The 19,034-nt window shown below is 53.9% G+C and carries 19 protein-coding genes; 14 read left to right on the top strand and 5 right to left on the bottom strand.

Annotation, left to right across the window (positions count from 1 at the left end):
* Nucleotide 1: 1 nt before the first annotated feature.
* The 8 genes from rseP (at nt 2) to lpxB (ending at nt 7,949) form a co-directional block, all read left to right on the top strand.
* Complete coding sequence (gene rseP, locus ABJL60_RS05920; protein ID WP_348375314.1) at nt 2-1,342, top strand: RIP metalloprotease RseP; 1,341 nt, start codon at nt 2-4, stop codon at nt 1,340-1,342.
* A 160-nt stretch (nt 1,343-1,502) separates the two neighbouring features.
* Complete coding sequence (locus tag ABJL60_RS05915) at nt 1,503-1,628, top strand: hypothetical protein (RefSeq protein WP_281261555.1); 126 nt, start codon at nt 1,503-1,505, stop codon at nt 1,626-1,628.
* 178 nt (nt 1,629-1,806) lie between these two features.
* On the top strand, nt 1,807-4,110 hold the full coding sequence (gene bamA / locus ABJL60_RS05910) for an outer membrane protein assembly factor BamA (RefSeq protein ID WP_348375386.1): 2,304 nt from the start codon (nt 1,807-1,809) through the stop codon (nt 4,108-4,110).
* Nucleotides 4,111-4,116: 6 nt separating this feature from the next.
* On the top strand, nt 4,117-4,671 hold the full coding sequence (locus tag ABJL60_RS05905; RefSeq protein ID WP_348375312.1) for an OmpH family outer membrane protein: 555 nt from the start codon (nt 4,117-4,119) through the stop codon (nt 4,669-4,671).
* Nucleotides 4,672-4,746: 75 nt separating this feature from the next.
* Nucleotides 4,747-5,211, top strand: coding sequence for a 3-hydroxyacyl-ACP dehydratase FabZ (gene fabZ / locus ABJL60_RS05900; RefSeq protein ID WP_108828382.1), 465 nt, complete (start codon nt 4,747-4,749; stop codon nt 5,209-5,211).
* 5 nt (nt 5,212-5,216) lie between these two features.
* Complete coding sequence (gene lpxA / locus ABJL60_RS05895; protein WP_348375310.1) at nt 5,217-5,999, top strand: acyl-ACP--UDP-N-acetylglucosamine O-acyltransferase; 783 nt, start codon at nt 5,217-5,219, stop codon at nt 5,997-5,999.
* The gene (lpxI, locus tag ABJL60_RS05890) at nt 5,999-6,790 is read left to right on the top strand and encodes a UDP-2,3-diacylglucosamine diphosphatase LpxI (RefSeq protein WP_348375308.1); all 792 of its coding nucleotides are present in this window, start codon (nt 5,999-6,001) and stop codon (nt 6,788-6,790) included. Before lpxA ends, lpxI begins: the two co-directional genes overlap by 1 nt.
* On the top strand, nt 6,753-7,949 hold the full coding sequence (gene lpxB, locus ABJL60_RS05885; protein WP_348375307.1) for a lipid-A-disaccharide synthase: 1,197 nt from the start codon (nt 6,753-6,755) through the stop codon (nt 7,947-7,949). The genes lpxI and lpxB overlap by 38 nt, the downstream gene beginning before the upstream one ends.
* Nucleotides 7,950-8,027: 78 nt before the next feature.
* Here lpxB and mnmA read toward each other — a convergent pair whose 3' ends face one another.
* A complete protein-coding gene (gene mnmA / locus ABJL60_RS05880) occupies nt 8,028-9,170 on the bottom strand; it encodes a tRNA 2-thiouridine(34) synthase MnmA (protein WP_348375305.1) in 1,143 nt (380 codons plus the stop codon).
* Nucleotides 9,171-9,294: 124 nt separating this feature from the next.
* Here mnmA and ABJL60_RS05875 point away from each other — a divergent pair, with 124 nt between their 5' ends.
* From ABJL60_RS05875 to ABJL60_RS05855, 5 genes are all read left to right on the top strand, one after another.
* A complete protein-coding gene (locus tag ABJL60_RS05875) occupies nt 9,295-9,573 on the top strand; it encodes a DUF1153 domain-containing protein (protein ID WP_348285949.1) in 279 nt (92 codons plus the stop codon).
* Between the two features lie 98 nt (nt 9,574-9,671).
* Nucleotides 9,672-10,391 carry a response regulator transcription factor CtrA gene (locus tag ABJL60_RS05870; protein WP_108828388.1) on the top strand — a complete coding sequence of 240 codons (720 nt, stop codon included), beginning with the start codon at nt 9,672-9,674 and terminating at the stop codon, nt 10,389-10,391.
* 166 nt (nt 10,392-10,557) lie between these two features.
* The gene (gene ligA, locus ABJL60_RS05865) at nt 10,558-12,678 is read left to right on the top strand and encodes an NAD-dependent DNA ligase LigA (RefSeq protein WP_348375303.1); all 2,121 of its coding nucleotides are present in this window, start codon (nt 10,558-10,560) and stop codon (nt 12,676-12,678) included.
* Nucleotides 12,675-14,765: an ATP-dependent DNA helicase RecG gene (gene recG / locus ABJL60_RS05860; protein ID WP_348375384.1), complete on the top strand. Its 2,091-nt coding sequence runs from the start codon at nt 12,675-12,677 to the stop codon at nt 14,763-14,765. Before ligA ends, recG begins: the two co-directional genes overlap by 4 nt.
* A gap of 112 nt (nt 14,766-14,877) precedes the next feature.
* On the top strand, nt 14,878-15,006 hold the full coding sequence (locus tag ABJL60_RS05855; RefSeq protein WP_281261556.1) for a hypothetical protein: 129 nt from the start codon (nt 14,878-14,880) through the stop codon (nt 15,004-15,006).
* 171 nt (nt 15,007-15,177) lie between these two features.
* On the opposite strand, the gene ABJL60_RS05850 is transcribed toward ABJL60_RS05855, so the two are convergent.
* Nucleotides 15,178-16,572 (bottom strand): methyl-accepting chemotaxis protein, encoded by a 1,395-nt coding sequence (locus tag ABJL60_RS05850; RefSeq protein ID WP_348375302.1) that lies wholly within the window; start codon nt 16,570-16,572, stop codon nt 15,178-15,180.
* 82 nt (nt 16,573-16,654) lie between these two features.
* Nucleotides 16,655-17,107, bottom strand: a complete 453-nt coding sequence (locus ABJL60_RS05845; RefSeq protein WP_348375300.1) for an iron-sulfur cluster assembly scaffold protein — start codon at nt 17,105-17,107, stop codon at nt 16,655-16,657.
* 69 nt (nt 17,108-17,176) lie between these two features.
* Between ABJL60_RS05845 and hisI the strand changes: the two genes are divergently transcribed.
* A complete protein-coding gene (gene hisI, locus ABJL60_RS05840; protein ID WP_348285953.1) occupies nt 17,177-17,536 on the top strand; it encodes a phosphoribosyl-AMP cyclohydrolase in 360 nt (119 codons plus the stop codon).
* On the opposite strand, the gene gluQRS is transcribed toward hisI, so the two are convergent.
* Together gluQRS and ABJL60_RS05830 are read right to left on the bottom strand one after the other, a co-directional pair.
* Nucleotides 17,482-18,408 (bottom strand): tRNA glutamyl-Q(34) synthetase GluQRS, encoded by a 927-nt coding sequence (gene gluQRS, locus ABJL60_RS05835; RefSeq protein ID WP_348375298.1) that lies wholly within the window; start codon nt 18,406-18,408, stop codon nt 17,482-17,484. The two genes, hisI and gluQRS, sit on opposite strands and share 55 nt — an antisense overlap.
* The gene (locus tag ABJL60_RS05830) at nt 18,405-19,019 is read right to left on the bottom strand and encodes a methyltransferase domain-containing protein (protein ID WP_348375296.1); all 615 of its coding nucleotides are present in this window, start codon (nt 19,017-19,019) and stop codon (nt 18,405-18,407) included. The genes gluQRS and ABJL60_RS05830 overlap by 4 nt, the downstream gene beginning before the upstream one ends.
* Nucleotides 19,020-19,034 lie beyond the last annotated feature (15 nt).

Here is a 19,034-nt window from a genome sequence, read left to right as displayed (position 1 = left end):
ATTGGATATTGCATCACTGATTTCGCAGTTTGGCGGCTTTGGCTGGACCATTCTGGCATTTGTATTGGCGTTATCCGTCATCGTGGCCGTCCATGAATACGGCCACTACATTGTAGGGCGTTGGTCGGGCATTCATGCGGATATTTTCAGCATCGGGTTTGGTCCCGTCATCTGGAGCGGCGTGGACAAGCGCGGCACCCAGTGGCAAATCGCGGCGTTACCGTTTGGGGGCTATGTCAAATTTGCGGGCGACGCGAACGCGGCCTCGGGCAAAGATGAAGACACTATGGCCGAGGCGCAAGACGACCCTGTCGCGTTGCGTCGGACCATGCACGGGGCGCCTTTGTGGGCGCGCGCCGCGACGGTCTTTGCAGGCCCTTTGTTCAACTTTGTATTCTCGGCCATCGTGTTTGCCTTTGTGTTTTCCATGACAGGGGCCCCGCGTGATCCTTTGACCTTAGGTGAAATTCACCCAACGCCCGTTACGTCCGAATTGCGGGCCGATGATGTTGTTCTGGCGGTTGCCGGACAGCGCCTTGAAGACGGAAGTGTCAGCTTTCCTGCCCAAGACACGCTTCCCAATGAAACCAACGTGACCTATGCCGTGCTGCGCGATGGAGCAGAGCTTGATGTCACAGGCCCACACCCGTTTTCGGCGCGTGTCGGTGGTGTGACGCCGCGCGGTGCCGGACAACGTGCCGGACTGATGGAAGGGGACGTGATTGTACAAGCCGATGGTGCGCCGATCGCCACGTTCGGCGATTTGGTGCGTGCTGTAAAAGCCGTTGAAGGCAAACCTATCGTTTTGTCGGTTTGGCGTGATGGTACAGTATTTGACGCCGAAATGACCCCCAAACGCACAGACGAGCCAAGCGCAGATGGTGGGTTCGAGACGCATTACCGTATTGGCGTCTTCAGCAGCGCTCCGTTTGAAATCGCGACAGAAAGCCTTGGCATGACCACTGTGATCTCTGCCGGTATCTCCCGCGTCGGCGAGATTATCTCGGGATCCCTGACCGGGCTTAAATACATGATTTCGGGCGACATCAGCACTTGTAACCTGTCTGGCCCCGTCGGTATCGCACAAACATCTGGTGCTATGGCCTCTGCCGGGTTCTTGCCGTTTCTGAATTTCATCGCGGTTCTCAGCACAGCGGTCGGGTTCCTGAATCTTTTCCCGATCCCCGCATTGGACGGCGGCCATTTGGTGTTTTACGCCTATGAAGCTGTCACAGGCAAACCGCCCAGCGACACGTGGATGCGTGTGTTGATGACCATTGGTCTGGCTTTGGTGCTGACCTTGATGGTCTTTGCGTTGGGCAATGATTTATTCTGCCCATAAAGCGGTTGAGATCTAACGCAAATGGCAGCGTCTGGATGGTGTTCAAGCCATTGCGCTGCCGTTTTGTAACGCGGCAAATGCCCTAGTTTCGCCACATTTGGCCCTAATGCAGACAAATTTGACAGTTACTCCCTGATCACAACGAGAAGGACGTAAACACATGCAAACCATTCAAAGCGGATATCGTGGGCTTGGCCTGTTGATGGAACTCAACCTTGATCGTGTGCTGTTTGTTGGTTCACTTTTCATTGGTCTTGTCGCGGGCGTTTGGCTGAGCGGATTGTAGTCAACCGCTACATATTGAAATATTTATGGGCTCCGATACCTAATCGGGGCCTTTGGCGTTTTGACAAGCCTGCGTAATCTGGGTACTCACAAGGACATCAATGTCTGAAGAGTGGGTTACAACCATGAGACTGGGGTCTTCGAGCGGGCGCTTTCAAATGCACAAAAAACATAACGTGATGGGCCGTGTTCTGCGCGCTTGTCTTATTTTATCTTTCTTTTCAGTGACTTGGGTACTGCAAGCGGCGCAAGCCGAGGCGCAAAACTATCGCTTTGGCAACATTGTTATCGATGGCAATGAGCGTATCGGTGATGCTGCGATCCTCAGCCAGGCAGGAATCGCCCGTGGCAAAACAGTTTCTGCGGGCCAATTGAACGACGCATTCCAGAAGCTGCAAAACAGCGGATTGTTCGAAAGCGTTGAAATTGTGCCGGCAGGGAACACCTTGCGCATCGTTGTTGTGGAATATCCCACAATCAACCGCATCAGCTTTGAGGGCAATCGCCGCATCAAAGATGAAGCCTTGTCTGCGTTGGTCACATCCGCCGTGCGCCGTGCGTTCAACCCGACAACCGCGGAAAAAGACGCGGCTGCCATCGCCGAAGCCTATTCCAGCGATGGCCGTTTGGCCGCCCGCGTGTCGCCCCGCATCATTCGCCGCAGCGACAACCGCGTTGATCTGGTGTTTGAAATCTTCGAAGGCGACGTCGTTGAAATCGAACGTCTCAGCTTTGTCGGCAACCGCGTCTATTCCGATCGCCGTTTGCGCCGCGTGCTAGACACTAAGCAGGCCGGTATTTTCCGTACCCTGATCCGCAAAGACACATTCGTGGCTGACCGTATCGAATTCGACAAACAAGTGTTGCAGGATTTCTATTTCTCACGCGGTTACGTTGATTTCCGCACAAATTCGGTAAATGCGGAACTGGCTGAAGAACGCGATGGCTATTTCATCGTCTTCAATGTGCAAGAAGGTCAGCAATTTTCGTTTGGTGAAATCACCACGGTCAGTGAACTTAGCGAAGTCGACAGCGACGACTACCAGTCGGTTATAAAAGTACGCCCCGGCGTGACCTATTCCCCGACTTTGGTGGAAAACGAAATCTCGCGGATGGAACGATTGGCCATTCGTCAGGGTGTGAACTTCCTTCGGGTTGAGCCGCGCATCTCGCGCAATGACCGTGATCTGACGCTTGATATTGAATTCGTGTTGACCCGTGGCCCACGCGTGTTCGTGGAACGCATTGACATCGAAGGCAACACAACCACCTTGGACCAAGTGATCCGCCGTCAATTCCGTGTGGCGGAAGGCGATCCCTTCAACCCACGTGAAATCCGCGAAAGTGCGGAACGTATTCGTGCGCTGGACTTCTTTGAAACGGCGCAAGTGAATGCACGTGAAGGGTCAAGCCCCGACCAGATCATCGTGGACGTTGACGTCGAAGAAAAACCAACAGGGTCTTTGAACTTTGGCGGGTCTTTTTCGGCATCCAGCGGCTTTGGTCTGGCGATCAGCTTTCAGGAACGCAACTTTGTGGGCCGGGGTCAGCAACTGACCTTGTCATTCTCGACTGCTGAAGAATCTGAGCAATACGGATTCAACTTTGTTGAACCTGCTTTCTTGGGGCGCGATGTGGCGTTTGGCTTGCGCTTGGACTACCGCGAAACAGACAGCGACAACCTGACATTTGGGACTGAACGTATCTTGTTCCGCCCCAGCCTGACGTTCCCGATCAGCGAATACGGCCGTTTGCAGTTGCGTTATACTGCCTCCCAATCGTCCATGGTGGCCCAAAGCGGTGTGACAGCCAGCCCTGTCATCAATCGCGAAATTGCCAGCGGTGATCAATTCACATCTGCCGTCGGTTTCGAATACACCTACGACACGCGCACCGCGAGCGGCGTAGCGGATGGCGGTGTGTTCATTCAGGTTGGTTCAGACATCGCGGGTTTCGGGGGTGACAACGAATACATCAAATCCACCTTCCGCATTGCGTCGCAGCGTCTGATCTTCAACAACGACATCAAGCTTAGCACGTCCATCGAGGGTGGTGCGTTGGCTTGGCGTGGTGGCACAAACCGCACCGACGACCGTTTCATTCTAAGCCAAACCAACATTCGCGGCTTTGAAAGCGGTGGTATTGGTCCACGCGACATCGGATCGCCTGGCCGTGATTCACTTGGTGGTAACTACTACGTTGCTGCACGCATCGAGGCGGAATTCCCATTGGGTCTGCCTGAAGAATACGGCATCCGCGGCGCTGTTTTCTATGATGTGGCCAACCTGTGGAACCTCAATTCGGTCAATGCCTCGGGTTCTACGCTGGTGGGTGAAACGGGTTCGTTCCGTCACGTGATTGGCTTTTCAATCTTGTGGGATACGCCAGTGGGACCATTGCGGTTCAACTTTACCGACGCGATCCGCAAGGAAGAATTCGACCGCGAGCAGAAGTTCGATCTGACCCTGTCCACAACGTTCTAAGCTTTGATGCTGCGTGTTTTAATCCTGTGTTGTGCGTTGGTGGCGATGTCGGTTGCCCCGGCCACAGCACAGGGAACACCGCCGGTGCGCAGTCCGGTTCTTACAATCGACAGCGACCGTTTGTATCAAAACAGTGATTTTGGCCGCCGTGTTGTGGCCGAACTGGACGCTTTGGGGGCAGAGCTTTCATCAGAGAACCGGCGCATTGAAGCGGACCTGGAAGCGGAAGAGCTTAATCTGACAGACAAGCGTAAAACCATGACGCCAGAGGCATTTCGCATTCTTGCCGATGCGTTTGACGAAAAAGTTCGTGATATTCGCCAGCAACAACAGAAAAAGACCCAGTCACTCAATGCGCGTCTTGACGACCAGCAACGCACATTCCTTCTCGCCGCGGCCCCCATTCTTGAAGATCTGATGCGAGAAGCCGGGGCCGCCATTATCATCGAACGCCGCGACGTCTTTTTAAGTGCCGGTGCCATCGATATTACGGCTGCGGCCATTGCGCGTATCAATCAAACCCTGGGCGCAGGTGAGGCACCGCTACCGTCGGACGACTAAGCCTCTCTCTTGCTCCGCCAAGCGTGGCTTGCTAGGCAGGGGGTAACTTTATTCAACACCAAGAAATGAGCAGCTATGAGTACCGAGCTACTGAGCGCCGACATCCAACTGATCCAACGCATTTTGCCTCACCGCTACCCGTTTTTGTTGGTGGATAAGGTTGTCGATATCGATGGCACCCAATCGGCACGTGGCATCAAAAACGTCACAATGAACGAACCGCACTTCCAAGGCCACTTTCCGGGAAACCCGATCATGCCCGGCGTCACCATCGTCGAGGCCATGGCGCAAACGGCCGCTGTGATGGTTGGCACTGCGCTGGAAATGGCCGACAAGGAAATGCTGGTCTATTTTATGGCCATCGACGCCTGTAAGTTCCGCCGCAAGGTCATCCCCGGCGACGTCCTTGAATTGAAGCTGACAACAGTGCGCGGCAAACCGGGTGGAAAAGTTTGGAAATTCTCCGGTGTGGCTGAAGTCGATGGTGAAATGGCCGCCGAAGCGCAATTTACCGCCATGATGGATTTGCCCAAGGAATGAGTGCCATGCACAATGTTCACCCTTCAGCTGTAATAGAAATCGGCGCTGTCATTGATCCCACAGCCAAAGTCGGCCCATTTTGCGTGGTTGGTCCTGACGTTGTTCTGGGCCCCGATGTGGAACTGAAAAGCCATGTGGTGGTGACTGGCAAAACGACGGTCGGCGAAGGCACGATGATTTTTTCTTTTGCGGTCATCGGGGAAATTCCACAGGATCTGAAGTTCAAAGGCGAAAGCTCTGCTTTGCAGATCGGTGCGCGGAACCGTATTCGGGAACATGTCACCATGAACGCGGGCACCGAAGGGGGCGGCGGCGTCACCAAGATCGGCGACGACGGCCTGTTTATGGCGGGGTGTCACATCGCCCATGATGCGATTGTAGGCAACCGTGTCATTGTTGTGAATTCTGCCGCGATCGCGGGACACTGTGTCTTGGAAGACGATGTGATTGTGGGCGGGCTTGCCGGCATTCATCAGTTTGTGCGCATCGGAAAGGGTGCCATTATTGGCGCGGTGACCATGGTGACAAACGACGTCATTCCTTACGGCCTTGTGCAGGCGCCACGCGGCGAATTGGACGGTCTGAACCTTGTCGGGCTGAAACGGCGTGGGGTTGTACGGTCCGACATCACGGCATTGCGGGCGGCTTTCCAGATGTTGGCGCAGGGCGAGGGTACGTTTCACGACCGTGCTGCACGTCTTGGGGCTGAGACGGACAGCAGTTTTGTAAAAGAAATCGTAGACTTTGTGATGGGCGACAGTGACCGGTCGTTCCTGACGCCGCGCTGATGCTTGCGCTGATTTGTGGTTCTGGCGCACTGCCTGCAAAGGTTGCGCAGGCGCAGCCCGAATTCCCGCTTGTCTGCGCTATGGCGGGATCGGTTCCCGACGGCTTGGATGTTGATCTGACGTTTCGGCTTGAAACACTTGGAACGCTTTTGATTGAACTTGGCCACCACGGTGTCACGGACGTGTGTCTTTGCGGTGCAATTGATCGCCCCGTGCTGGACCCGAACGCGTTGGACGAACATACTAAACCCTTGGTCCCTTTGATTGCGGGTGCTCTAGGTGCGGGGGATGATGGGGCGCTTCGTGCGATCATGGGGCTTTTTGAGCAAACCGGGTTCACGGTCCGCGCCGCGCATGAATTGGCACCTGATCTTGTTGCACAGCCCGGTGTCCTGTCTGAAAAATGGCCCGATGCGCAAATGCGCAAAGATGCCAAGCTTGGCGCGGATGTTTTGGCGGCATTGGCACCTATGGACGTTGGGCAAGCTTGCGTGACAGGGGGAGGCCAGCTTTTGGGCATGGAAACCATCGGCGGCACAGACTTCTTGTTGGCACATCTGCCGCAAACCCCGCTGCGCAAACACGGCGTCCTGATCAAGGGGCCAAAATTGGGACAAGACACGCGCGCCGATATGCCGACGATCGGCCCTGATACTATTTTGGCAGTCATAAAAGCAGAGCTTGCAGGCATTGTTATTGACGCAGGCGACGTGATTGTTCTGGAACAGGATCGCTGTGTGGAACTCGCAAATAATGCGGACATCGTTCTTTGGGCGCGCAGCGGTGAGTGATCCGTTGCGTGTCTTTGTGATCGCAGGCGAACCATCCGGCGACAAGCTGGGCGGGGCTTTGATGACTGGGTTGAAGCAGCTCAGGCCCGATGTGGCATTCGACGGTGTTGGGGGCGAACACATGCAAGCCCAAGGGCTGAGCAGTCGTTTTGATATGAACGAACTCAGTCTCATGGGCATCGCCGAAATTTTGCCTAAGTACCGCCAATTGAAACGGCGCATCCGCGATACAGCTCAAGCCGTTGTCGCCATGGCGCCTGACGTTCTGATCACCATCGACAGTCCGGATTTTTGTTTGCGGGTCGCCAGTCAGGTCAAGGCCGCGTCAGATATCCGCTGCGTCCATTATGTGGCCCCGACGGTTTGGGCGTGGCGCCCGGGGCGTGCTGCAAAAATGGCAAAAGTGATCGACCACGTTCTGGCGCTGTTTCCCTTTGAGCCACCCTACATGGAAGCCGCAGGCATGGAATGCGATTTTGTCGGCCATCCTGTGGTCAGCGAACCCAAGGTGTCCGCGCAAGACGCTGCATCTTTCAAAGTACGGCACAATCTGGATGATGCCGCACCGCTTTTGTTGCTGTTGCCCGGATCACGGCGCAGCGAAGTTACACGGTTGGGGCCTGTTTTGGGCGAAACTTTGGCGCACCTTGCGCCACAACATCCTAACATGAAGGTGCTTGTGCCTGCGGCAGGTCCCGTGGCGGGACTGGTGGAAGACATGGCGCGGTCCTGGGCTGTGCCTTCGGTTCTTTTAGACCCGCGGGAAAAACCGTTGGGACAGGCCCAGGCCGAAAAGCGGGACGCTTTTGCGGCCGCTGACTTTGCTTTGGCCGTGTCCGGCACGGTCGCTTTGGAATTGTCCGCAGCACGTACCCCGATGGTCAGTGTGTTTGATATGGGGTGGATCAGCCGCCAGATTATCAAACGGATGGTGATCACGGATACTGGCAACCTTATCAATCTGGTCAGCGACACGCGGCATGTTCCGGAATTTGTCGCTGAAAACTGCCGTGCAGACCTCATCGCGGATGGGTTAAGGGGCTTGATGCAAGACCCCACGCTTCAGTTGAAAGCGATGGCTGATACGATGCAAAAGTTGGGTGAAGGTGGTGAAGACCCCGGTCTGCGTGCTGCAAAAGCAGTTCTGAAACGGCTTTAAGTTTCTTTTCGCTAAAAATATCCCGGGGGAGGCCGCAGGCCGGGGGCAGCGCCCCAAACGACCTATCCCCCAAACGACCTATCCCTTGTGAATCCAACCGCCACCAAAGATGCGAGAACTGTCGCGGTCGTAGAACACACATGCCTGACCGGGGGACACGCCTTCCTCTGCGGCGACCAGTTCAACGGTTGCAGTCGTTGCCGACAATGGTCGCAGGATTGCGTCAGTGGGCGGACGGGTTGACCGGACCTTAACAGCCAGATGCCATTCGGGTTGGCTGTCAAATGACGTGTCTCCCAGCCAATTGATTTCACGCACCGGCACACTGCGGGTCGCCAGCATCGATTTAGGACCAACCACAACCTGACGGCTGTCTGCATCCAGTTTCACAACATACAGCGGATCGGACAATCCACCGATCCCCAAGCCACGGCGCTGGCCAATGGTGTAGTTGATGACACCGTCGTGTTGCGCCAGAACAGTGCCCGCCGTGTCCACGATATCGCCCGGGGCCGCCGCTTCGGGCCGCAGTTTGCGAATGACCGACGCATAGTCACCGTTAGGGACAAAACAGATATCCTGACTATCCGGTTTGTCAGCAACGCTGAGGCCATATTTCGCGGCCAGCGCCCGTGTTTCGTCTTTTGTTGGTAAATGGCCCAAGGGGAATCGTAGATAAGACAGCTGTTCGCGGGTGGTAGAAAACAAAAAGTAACTTTGATCTCGGGCTGCATCTGCGGCTGAATGTAGTTCTGGCCCCTCAGATCCACTCAACCTTTGGATGTAGTGACCGGTCGCCATACAGTCAGCTTCCAGATCTTTTGCGGTCTCAAGCAGGTCTTTGAATTTCACGCGTTCATTACACCGAATGCAAGGGACAGGTGTCGCACCGCCAAGATAGCTGTCGGCGAATTCGTCGATGACCGCGTCTTTGAAGACGTTCTCATAATCTAACACGTAGTGCGGAAACCCCATGGTTTCCGCCACGCGCCGCGCGTCGTGTATATCAAGGCCTGCGCAGCACGCACCTTGTTTGGCCAGAGCCGCGCCATGATCGTAAAGTTGCAACGTAACACCGACCACATCGTAACCTTCTTCGGCCAACATTGCTGCAACAACCGAACTGTCGACGCCGCCAGACATTGCCACAACCACGCGGGTCTCGGACGGGTGTTTCGCAAAACCCAAAGAATTCAGTGGTTTATCTTGGTCCAAGGGCATTGTGGTCTCCAGGTAGGTCGTTCGCAATCGATGAAAATCCTAATTACTCTCATCGTCAAGCTTCACAGGTCATTAAGCGCATTTGGGCCATTGTAGCCTTAAGTGCAATGGATCGAGATAAAAAATGTATCTGAAAAAGGTAGAAGGGCCCCGGGCGATAAATTTGCCTGATGGATCAGTGATGACGCAGGCTGATTTGCCTGATGCGAAAACAAGGCGTTGGGTGGCTTCGCGCAAAGCAGCTGTTGTGCGCGGCGTTCTATATGGTTTGATTTCTGAAGAAATTGCTTTGCAGAAATACCAGCTTAGCGAAGATGAATTCAAAGAATGGGTGCGTGCGGTCAGTGTGCACGGCGAGGCGGCGTTGAAGGCGACTGCGTTACAGAAGTATAGACAACTTTAAGTTGTTATGCTATTAATCTAATCACGGTAACGTGTGATTAACCTTTATTAGTCACGATTGAGATCAACGCGAACCCCATGTGAAGCGGAGACAAATACATGCGTGTACTGCTGGTTGAAGACGACCCCACAACATCAAAAAGCATCGAACTGATGCTTACTCATGCCAATCTAAACGTCTATGCAACGGATCTTGGCGAGGAGGGGATCGATCTGGCCAAATTATATGATTATGATTTGATCCTGCTTGATCTTGATTTGCCTGATATGAATGGTCACGATGTTCTACGCCAGTTGCGATTGGCCCGCATTGAAACGCCTATCCTGATTTTGTCCGGCGCTGATGACACGGAAAACAAAATAAAAGGTTTCGGTTTTGGTGCAGATGATTATCTGACAAAGCCGTTCCACCGTGAAGAATTGGTGGCGCGTATTCACGCCATTATCCGCCGGTCAAAGGGGCATTCCCAATCTGTGATCAACACCGGTCAAATTTCGGTCAATCTGGATGCCAAAACGGTCAGCGTCGACAACAAGACAGTGCATCTGACGGGCAAAGAATACCAGATGCTCGAACTCTTGAGCCTACGCAAAGGCACAACTTTGACCAAGGAAATGTTCCTAAACCATCTGTATGGCGGCATGGACGAACCGGAATTGAAAATTATTGACGTTTTCATCTGTAAATTACGCAAAAAACTAAGCACGGCCACCGACGGTGACAATTACATCGAAACGGTTTGGGGGCGTGGGTATGTTTTGCGTGATCCGGAACCTGCAAGCGCTACGGATGACCACCGTATTGCGGTCGGCGCCTAACTTCGCACCCCTCTATCAAGTAAAAACGCAGCCTGATGGGCTGCGTTTTGCGTTCTACGTCTGACGTTTGACCAATTTGGAATACCTGGCATAGATCGTCTATGAAACCCGCTGGACGCCATCCCGCCTGCCGCATATTGGTATTAAAAAGACCGGGAAAGCATCAGTGACTGCCGAAATAGATATTGAATTCTTAACTGCCTTGGACGCCGAAACGGAACTTCGGCGTCTTGCTCAGGTTTTGTCCGACGCGAATTCGGCCTACCACACGGACGATGCTCCGGTGATCTCGGACGCTGAATACGATAATTTGAAAAGTCGCAACCTTGCGATAGAGGCAAGGTTTCCTGACCTAAAACGCATCGACAGCGCAACAGATCAGGTGGGGGCTGCGCCCGCTGACGGGTTTTCCAAGATCACCCATGAAGTTGCAATGCTGTCGCTGGGCAATGCGTTTTCAGACGAAGACGTTGCTGATTTCGATGCCCGGATATGCAAATACTTGGGGATTCAAAATTCCGCTTTAGGCGGGTATACGGCGGAGCCCAAAATTGATGGGCTGTCTTTGTCTTTGCGGTATGAGAAGGGCGAACTTATCCATGCGGTGACACGGGGTGATGGATCCGTAGGGGAAAATGTCACGGCCAACGCCCGTACGATATCTGATGTGCCGGAACGGATTAAGGACGCGCCAGATATTTTGGAAGTGCGCGGCGAAGTCTATATGGCGCATTCCGATTTTGAGACTTTGAATACACGCCAAGCAGCAAACGGCGACAAGATGTTTGCAAATCCACGCAATGCAGCAGCGGGATCGTTGCGTCAATTGAATGCAGAAATCACCCGCGATCGTCCTTTGAAGTTTTTTGCCTATGCCTGGGGGGCCCTTTCTGCGCCATTGGCCACGACACAACGGCAGGCCGTGGCGCGTCTTGAAGCTTTCGGATTTTCGACCAATCCGCTGACGAAACTATGTGCGGGTCCGTCCGAATTGATTGCGCATTATTCATTGATAGAACAGCAGCGCGCGTCGCTGGGCTACGATATTGATGGCGTGGTCTACAAGGTGGATGATCTGGCGTTGCAGGACCGTTTGGGGTTCCGGTCTACCACACCAAGGTGGGCGATCGCGCATAAATTTCCGGCTGAATTGGCATGGACCCGATTGGAAGGCATCGACATTCAAGTCGGACGGACCGGCGCCCTAAGCCCCGTGGCCCGTTTGGCGCCTGTGACGGTTGGGGGTGTTGTTGTGTCCAATGCCACGTTGCACAATGAAGATTACATTGCGGGCAAAGATGCCAAAGGCGGCGACATCCGGGGCGGTAAAGACATCCGCGCAGGCGATTGGGTTCAAGTATACCGCGCTGGCGATGTGATCCCCAAAATTGCGGATGTTGATATCAAAAAACGGCCAGACTTTTCAGTTCCTTTTGTCTTTCCAATGACATGTCCCGAGTGCGACAGTGCCGCCCCGCGCGAACCAGGTGATGCCGTGCGACGGTGCACCGGCGGCTTGATTTGTCCAGCGCAACGCGTTGAAAAACTTAAACACTTCGTCAGTCGGGGGGCTTTTGATATTGACGGTTTGGGTGCAAAACAGGTGGAACAGTTTCATACTGATGGTTGGATCAATGAACCTTCGGATATCTTTACCTTGCGGGCCCGGTTCGAGACAGGGTTGCAACAGTTGAAAAACCGCGAGGGCTGGGGCGACAAATCTGCGTCGAATCTTTTTGATGCCATCGACGAAAAACTCACCATTCCATTGCCCAAATTCCTTTTTGCATTGGGCATAAGGCATGTTGGTGATGCCGCGTCCAATTTGTTGGCGCTGCATTACGGGACCTTGAAGGCGTTGATGACAGCTGTAGATGACGCTGTGGATAAAGCCGGGCCTGCATGGGACGATTTGATCGATGTCGATGGGGTGGGGGCTGTGATGGCGGGATCGTTGGTTGCGGCCTTTGCAAACGACCATGAACGCGCAGCTATTGACCGATTGATTGCGCAGTTATCGGTGCAAGACGCGAAGCGCCCCGATACATCCGCCAGCCCTGTTTCCGGAAAAACTGTGGTTTTTACTGGAACACTTGAACAATTGACCCGTGCTGAAGCAAAGGCACAAGCGGAACGACTGGGCGCGAAGGTGTCCGGTTCGGTTAGTGCAAAAACGGATATTCTTGTGGCGGGCCCAGGCGCAGGGTCCAAGGCCAAAAAAGCCGCGGACCTTGGCATTGAAACCCTGACTGAGGCGGAATGGATCGCCCTGATTGCACCGGCATGACGGGTCGGCCAGCGTCTTTGTTCCCGCTTTTCGCCGGGCTTGAAACGCTGGAGGGGGTCGGCCCCAAAACGGCGAAGCATTTTACCCAACTGGGTGTCGAGGCGCCGCGCGATTTGTTGTTCACGCTGCCACATACCGGCATCGACCGAAGGTTGCGCGACACGATTCAGGGCGCTGATCTGCCGGGTGTTGTGACTGTTGCAGTGACAATCGGCCAACATCGCCCCGCCCGAAACAAAGGGGGGGCATATCGGATCACGGTGGAAGATGCGGAAACGACGTTTCAGTTGGTGTATTTTCACGCGCGTGGCGATTATCTGGAGCGCAGCCTTCCGACTGGGTCGCGGCGTGTTGTATCGGGGCGGGTCGAATTGTTCGACAGTATGGCCCAGATGGTGCATCCCGACCATGCGGTGGCTGAAAACGATGCAGGTGATATTCCTGATTTTGAACCGGTCTATCCATTAACCGCTGGCATCACGCAAAAGCTAATGTTCAAGGCAACCAGAGGCGCGTTAAGCAGGATGCCGGATTTGGCTGAATGGATTGACGGCCCGCAAAAGATGCAGGCCAAGTGGCCAGAATTTCGAGACGCTATTGAGGCCGCACATCAACCCCAAAGCCTAAAGGACATGGCAGCAACTGCACCGGCCAAGGAACGCTTGGCTTACGATGAATTGATGGCGCATCAGCTGACGTTGGCATTGGCGCGGCAACACGAACGCAAAGTGACTGGCCAAATCAGTCGCGCCACAGGGACTTTACAATCGAAAGTATTGTCCGCGTTGCCCTATCGTCCGACAGGGGCGCAATCCCGTGCCATTTCCGAGATTTCCGACGATATGGCATCCCCTGACCGTATGAACCGATTGCTGCAGGGCGATGTTGGCGCTGGCAAAACACTGGTCGCGTTTATGGCCCTTTTGGTGGCTGTTGAAGCCCAAGGGCAGGGTGTGATGATGGCCCCGACAGAAATTTTAGCCCGTCAGCATCTGGAGGGGCTGCAGCCGATGGCTGAAGACGCCGGCGTCGTTCTGGACATCCTAACAGGACGCGACAAAGGCCGTGAACGCGCCGCAAAGCTGGCGGCACTGGCACGGGGCGATATTCAAATTCTTGTCGGTACACATGCCGTGTTCCAAAACGATGTTGTGTTTCGTGATTTGCGTTTGGCGATCGTCGATGAACAACACAGGTTCGGGGTTCGGCAGCGCCTCGAGTTGGGCAAAAAGGGACGCCACGCGGATGTGTTGGTTATGACAGCGACGCCTATTCCGAGGTCGCTGGCCTTGGCCCAATATGGCGACATGGATGTGTCGGTTCTGGATGAAAAACCCCCGGGCCGCAAACCGATCCGCACAGCCTTGGTCAGCACGGGCCGCATCGACGAGGTTGTGGATCGTCTTCGCGCTGTTATGAAAGAAGGGCGCCAGTGTTATTGGGTCTGCCCGTTGGTGGAAGAAAGCGAAGTTGTTGATCTAACCGCGGCAGAAGAGCGTTTCAAACGCTTGCGTGCTGCGCTTGGCGAAGGGGTTGTTGGGCTGGTGCATGGACAAATGCCACCTGCGGATAAAGATGCCGCCATGGCCCGCTTTCAAGCCGGAGAAACCAAGGTTCTGGTTGCAACGACCGTTATCGAAGTCGGTGTAAACGTGCCAAATGCTACGATCATGGTGATCGAGCGTGCCGAAACCTTTGGTTTGGCCCAATTGCACCAACTGCGTGGGCGTGTGGGACGGGGGGATGCCGCATCAACGTGTTTGTTGATGTATCAAGCGCCTTTGTCTGAAACCGGACAAAAGCGGCTGGAAGTTCTGCGTGAAACGGAAGACGGTTTTGTTATTGCCGAGACAGATTTGCAAATGCGTGGATCGGGGGATTTGATCGGGGTCGCACAATCGGGTGTTCCGCGCTTTAAAGTCGCTGATCTGGAACGGCAGTCCGATCTGATGGCCGTGGCCCAAAGTGATGCGCGACGTTTGCTGGCGGAAGATCCTGATTTGGAAAGCCCAAGGGGGCAGGCGGCCCGTGTTCTACTTTGGTTGATGCGTCAGGATGAAGCTATTCGTTTGATTTCAGTGGGTTAATCACTTTTGTTCAAATAAGTTTACAAATGTTCTTAAAAAGTTCGTAAAAAGTTCTTTACGAAGAGTTAGTAATATGAGAACAAAGGTGCAACAAAGCACAGGAGGCCACGACATGACCACTCTTCGCCAGATCAAAAGTATCGCAACCCGCGCTCAGGACACGCTTCTGACAGACGCAATTGGGGCTGCTGCTTTAATGGTGATGCTTGTTGTCGGTCTGCACCTTCCATCCTTTGTCTGATTTTCTGCCTGCGATCTTATGCTGACCGTTCTTCGCATCCGTCCCAAATTGATGCGTTAACTGACACTGCCTGTCCCAAGTTAAGCCCTTCGTGGTTTGGAACGTTCAGGTCCCCGTAAGACCCGCTTTACTTTGCGCCGCCATCCCGTCCCGGATGTGCGGCGCTTTTTTTTAAAACGTGTACGCAAGGCGTAGACCGCCCCAATGTTTGCCCAGAATGCTGATTGGCGCGGACAGGTCTTTCATCATCATGAAGTTTCCGCCGCCCATGTCGCGCCGGTACACTTGCAGCAAAAACGGTGCAGTGTTGCGTCCAGCCTTCAGTCCCACGCGATCGTCAAAAATGCGCCGATTTCGACAATGGGCCATGTTCCAAACCGGATCATCGCCTTGGGGATGCGAAAACTTTCGATTGTGGGTCGGCAGATAACCGTTCACATCAATTGCTGCGCAAAAGACGACTTTTTGGTCAAAGTCCAGTGCAGCTTCTTGGAAACGGGGAAGAACCTTATCCATAACATGCGTGGATTTTGTCATCACCTGAACGGGATCGCTGTTGACGATCGGGATATAGCTGCGATCAAACAACTCTGCAGATGTAATCGCGCCCTCATCTATGCTGCGTACCAGAGCTTGCGAAATATCTGCGGCCAATGATTGCACGTAGTCGATGAATTGCTGGTCTTCGGTCACACCACCCAAAGCGGCACTTGATTGCACCATTGATTCTGATGTGTCGATTAAATTCTGGATTCGTGTGTGTGTTTCTTCGATCCCGCTGACCGTGAAATCCACAGTGCTTTGAATGCGATCAAGACGCGGCCCAAAGTCCGTCAAAGAGCTTTCCACAGCTGAAGCATGAGAGGCAATTTGCGACGCCTGCATATTGGCGTCTCTTACGGATAATTCCATGCGGCCCAATGCGCTGTCGGTTTTTGTTGATTGTTCCAAAACGTCACTCGCCTTGGTGGATATGTCTTTGGCTTCGAGGCCCAGGGACGCGATCCATTTGGTTAGCTCTTCGATGTTCGTGGAAATCTGTGCCGCTGCGTGCTTGGTGTCGCGGCTTAGTTCATTGATGGCATTGGCAACCACTGCAAACCCACGGCCGCTGTCGCCTGCACGGGCAGCTTCAATTTTGGCATTGATGGCCAATGTGTTCACTTGGGTGGAAATGGATGCGATTTGCGCATTATTCTTTTTGACGGCCTGCAAAGTGTCGCTGACGGCGCCTGTGCGCTGTTCCAACTTTTGGACCCACTGCGCGACATCACGGGTTTTTTCGCCGGCTTCGCGCATGGTTTCTGCAGAATCCTGGACGTCTTTGTAGGTTTTGCCGCTGTTGTCAGCCAATGCTGCAATTGCGGTTTTTGCTTCGGAATTCGCAGACACAACGGATTGCGCACTGGAACTGAGCGCACCAAGGTCGGCGCGTTGTTGCTGGGCCTTGGTTTCGACCAGATCAAGAAACCCCGCGATATCGACAATCTCGAACCCCAGTGTGGATGCAGCGCGCCCAAGCCGGGTCATGTGTTCCGGGTTCGGGAAATGATTTTGATGTGACATGCGACCTCGGCAAAGGGATGGTTCCACTCAGCCATAGTCTGCATTTACTCAATTACGGTTAACGGCGCCCTGTTAAACCGCGTCAGGCGCAATCGGATTGCATAACCTGTTCAAACGCTTCGACCGTTGCATCCAAGCTTAGCAAGATGGACGCATGCCGGTTTTTGTAATCGCGTGCCGGCTCCAAGACCTCGAAGCCCTCAAAGGGTGCCGCGGGCACAGGGCCGTTGCTTTTTAGCATTGTGCGCATTTGGTCGCGTGCGGTTTGCATTTCGGGCAAAGTCCGGCCAATCACAGCGGCCCCTGTCACAGCTGCCGCTGCCTGTCCAAGGGCACATGCTTTTACGTCCTGACCAAAAGCCACGATGCGCCCGTCTTGGATGTCGAGATCAACGGTGACGGTTGACCCACATAACGGTGCACGCTTTTTCACAGTTGCCTGCGGGCCTTCGAGACGGGTGTGGTGCGGAATGTCTGTTGCCAGGGCAAGGATGCGCCCCGAATAGAGTTTGATTAGATCTGTATCAGCGGTCATCACGACTTCCCATCCTGCTTACCCTCATACATAAGCGTGTCAGCTGAAGATGCAAAAAGGTTTCTGACTATGTCTTTCGATCCTGCCACATTAACATACAATGAAGCGGGCCTTGTTCCGGTGATCGCACAGGATGCCCGAAGCCACGAAGTTTTGATGATGGCGTGGATGAACCAAGAGGCGGTGGCGCGCACATTGTCGTCCAAGCGCGTGACCTATTGGAGCCGTTCGCGCCAAGCGTTTTGGGTGAAAGGCGAAACCTCTGGCAACGTGCAGGAATTGGTGGATTTTCGCGTCGATTGTGACCGTGACTGCGTGGTGGCTTTGGTCAACCAAACAGGGCCTGCGTGCCATACAGGGCGCCGCACGTGTTTTTATACATCCGTGGTTGATGGTACAGAAACAGAGCTGATGGCCCCGGAAGCCTGACCCGACAATCCCACCATTTTACGAATATCTTCAGGCGTGTAGCCTTCACGCCTGAATTTTGAGATTGCACGCGCATCATCGCGTTTGGCCAACCGTTTTCCGGTGTTGTCGCGGATCAGTTTGTGATGGTGATATGTAGGTGTGGGACTACTGAGGAGCCGTTGAAGAACCACATGAATTTGTGTCGCTTCAAACAAGTCGGCACCACGTATGACATCCGTAATACCTTGGGATACGTCATCCAACACCACAGACAAGTGATAAGACGTCCCCATGTCTTTGCGCGAAAGCACTATATCTCCAACGTTAGTTGTTACATCTTGTGATGTGAATACAACGTCTTGTGGGTCTTTATTCATGTCTTTGAACCTATAGGAGGACAATGCGTTGTCCTGTTGTGTGCGAGATGTGGCTAAAGTCATATTCAACCGCATGACAGCCCCTTTAGGTCTGGGTCCGCTGATCTGATGATCATCCAAGCGGCATGTTCCCGGGTAAATAACGCCATCAGGCCCATGAGTTGGATAGCCTTCTTGCGGTGCCGACAAGGCGTTTGCAATGTCGCGGCGCGAACAGGTACAGGGATACAGCAAACCTTGCGCCCAAAGCGCATCCAAGGCTTCGTCATATGCAGCAAAACGATCCGATTGGCGCATTACGTTTGGTGACCAACTTAAGCCAAGCCACTCAAGATCCTCATAAATCTGGGTTTCCCATTCGGGACGGGCGCGGCTTTGATCAATGTCCTCGATGCGCAGCAGGAACTCACCGTTTTGTGCAACGGCCATATCATGTGCCAAAAGGGCGGAATAGGCATGGCCCAAATGTAAAGGGCCGGTTGGGGATGGTGCAAATCGTGTTCTAAAGGTCACGCTTTTTCAACAACATACACGTTAGATTTCAAGTTAATGCCAGGCAGATGAGGGCCATATTCTTTAAACAGAAGATGCGCGGCACCGACGTCGACCCATTCAGATAACGCAGCTTCGTGAACGGGGTCCGAAAGAGCGTGATCATTAAATGAAAACACAAGTTTACCACTTTTCGGCAATGCCTTCATGATCGCGTGGAAAACAGAAACGGGTGCAGCACCGGCCCCAATCACCCCGACCGCTGCAACAGCAGAATACGCCCCGTTCGTGATCTGCGCTTCTGTGTTTGGATCCGTTTGGTGCAAGTTTCTGTAAACGCCCGTCTGTGCGGCCTGCTTTAACATGTCGGTAGAGACATCCATGCCATCAATGTATGAAAATCCCGCCGCTGACATAGCCAAACCGGACAATCCGGTCCCACATCCGAAGTCAAGCACCGGGCTGTCCAAAGCTGCGTTGCACTGCGCCAGCGCCTGCGCACAGCGTGTTGGGGTCACATACCCATTTTGCGTTATTTCAGCGTTATAGGTGGACGCCCACGCGTCATATAGTTCTGCACCAGTCCGCGTTTCGGCGGCTGTATACACCTTGTCCAGAAATCCCTGTCCCATGTGGCACAGACTAGC

The sequence above is a fragment of the Ascidiaceihabitans sp. genome (assembly GCF_039986515.1).
GTDB lineage: Bacteria > Pseudomonadota > Alphaproteobacteria > Rhodobacterales > Rhodobacteraceae > Ascidiaceihabitans.
The sequence above is the reverse complement of the archived record's forward strand: the minus strand, read 5'-3'. Positions and strand labels throughout refer to the sequence as shown.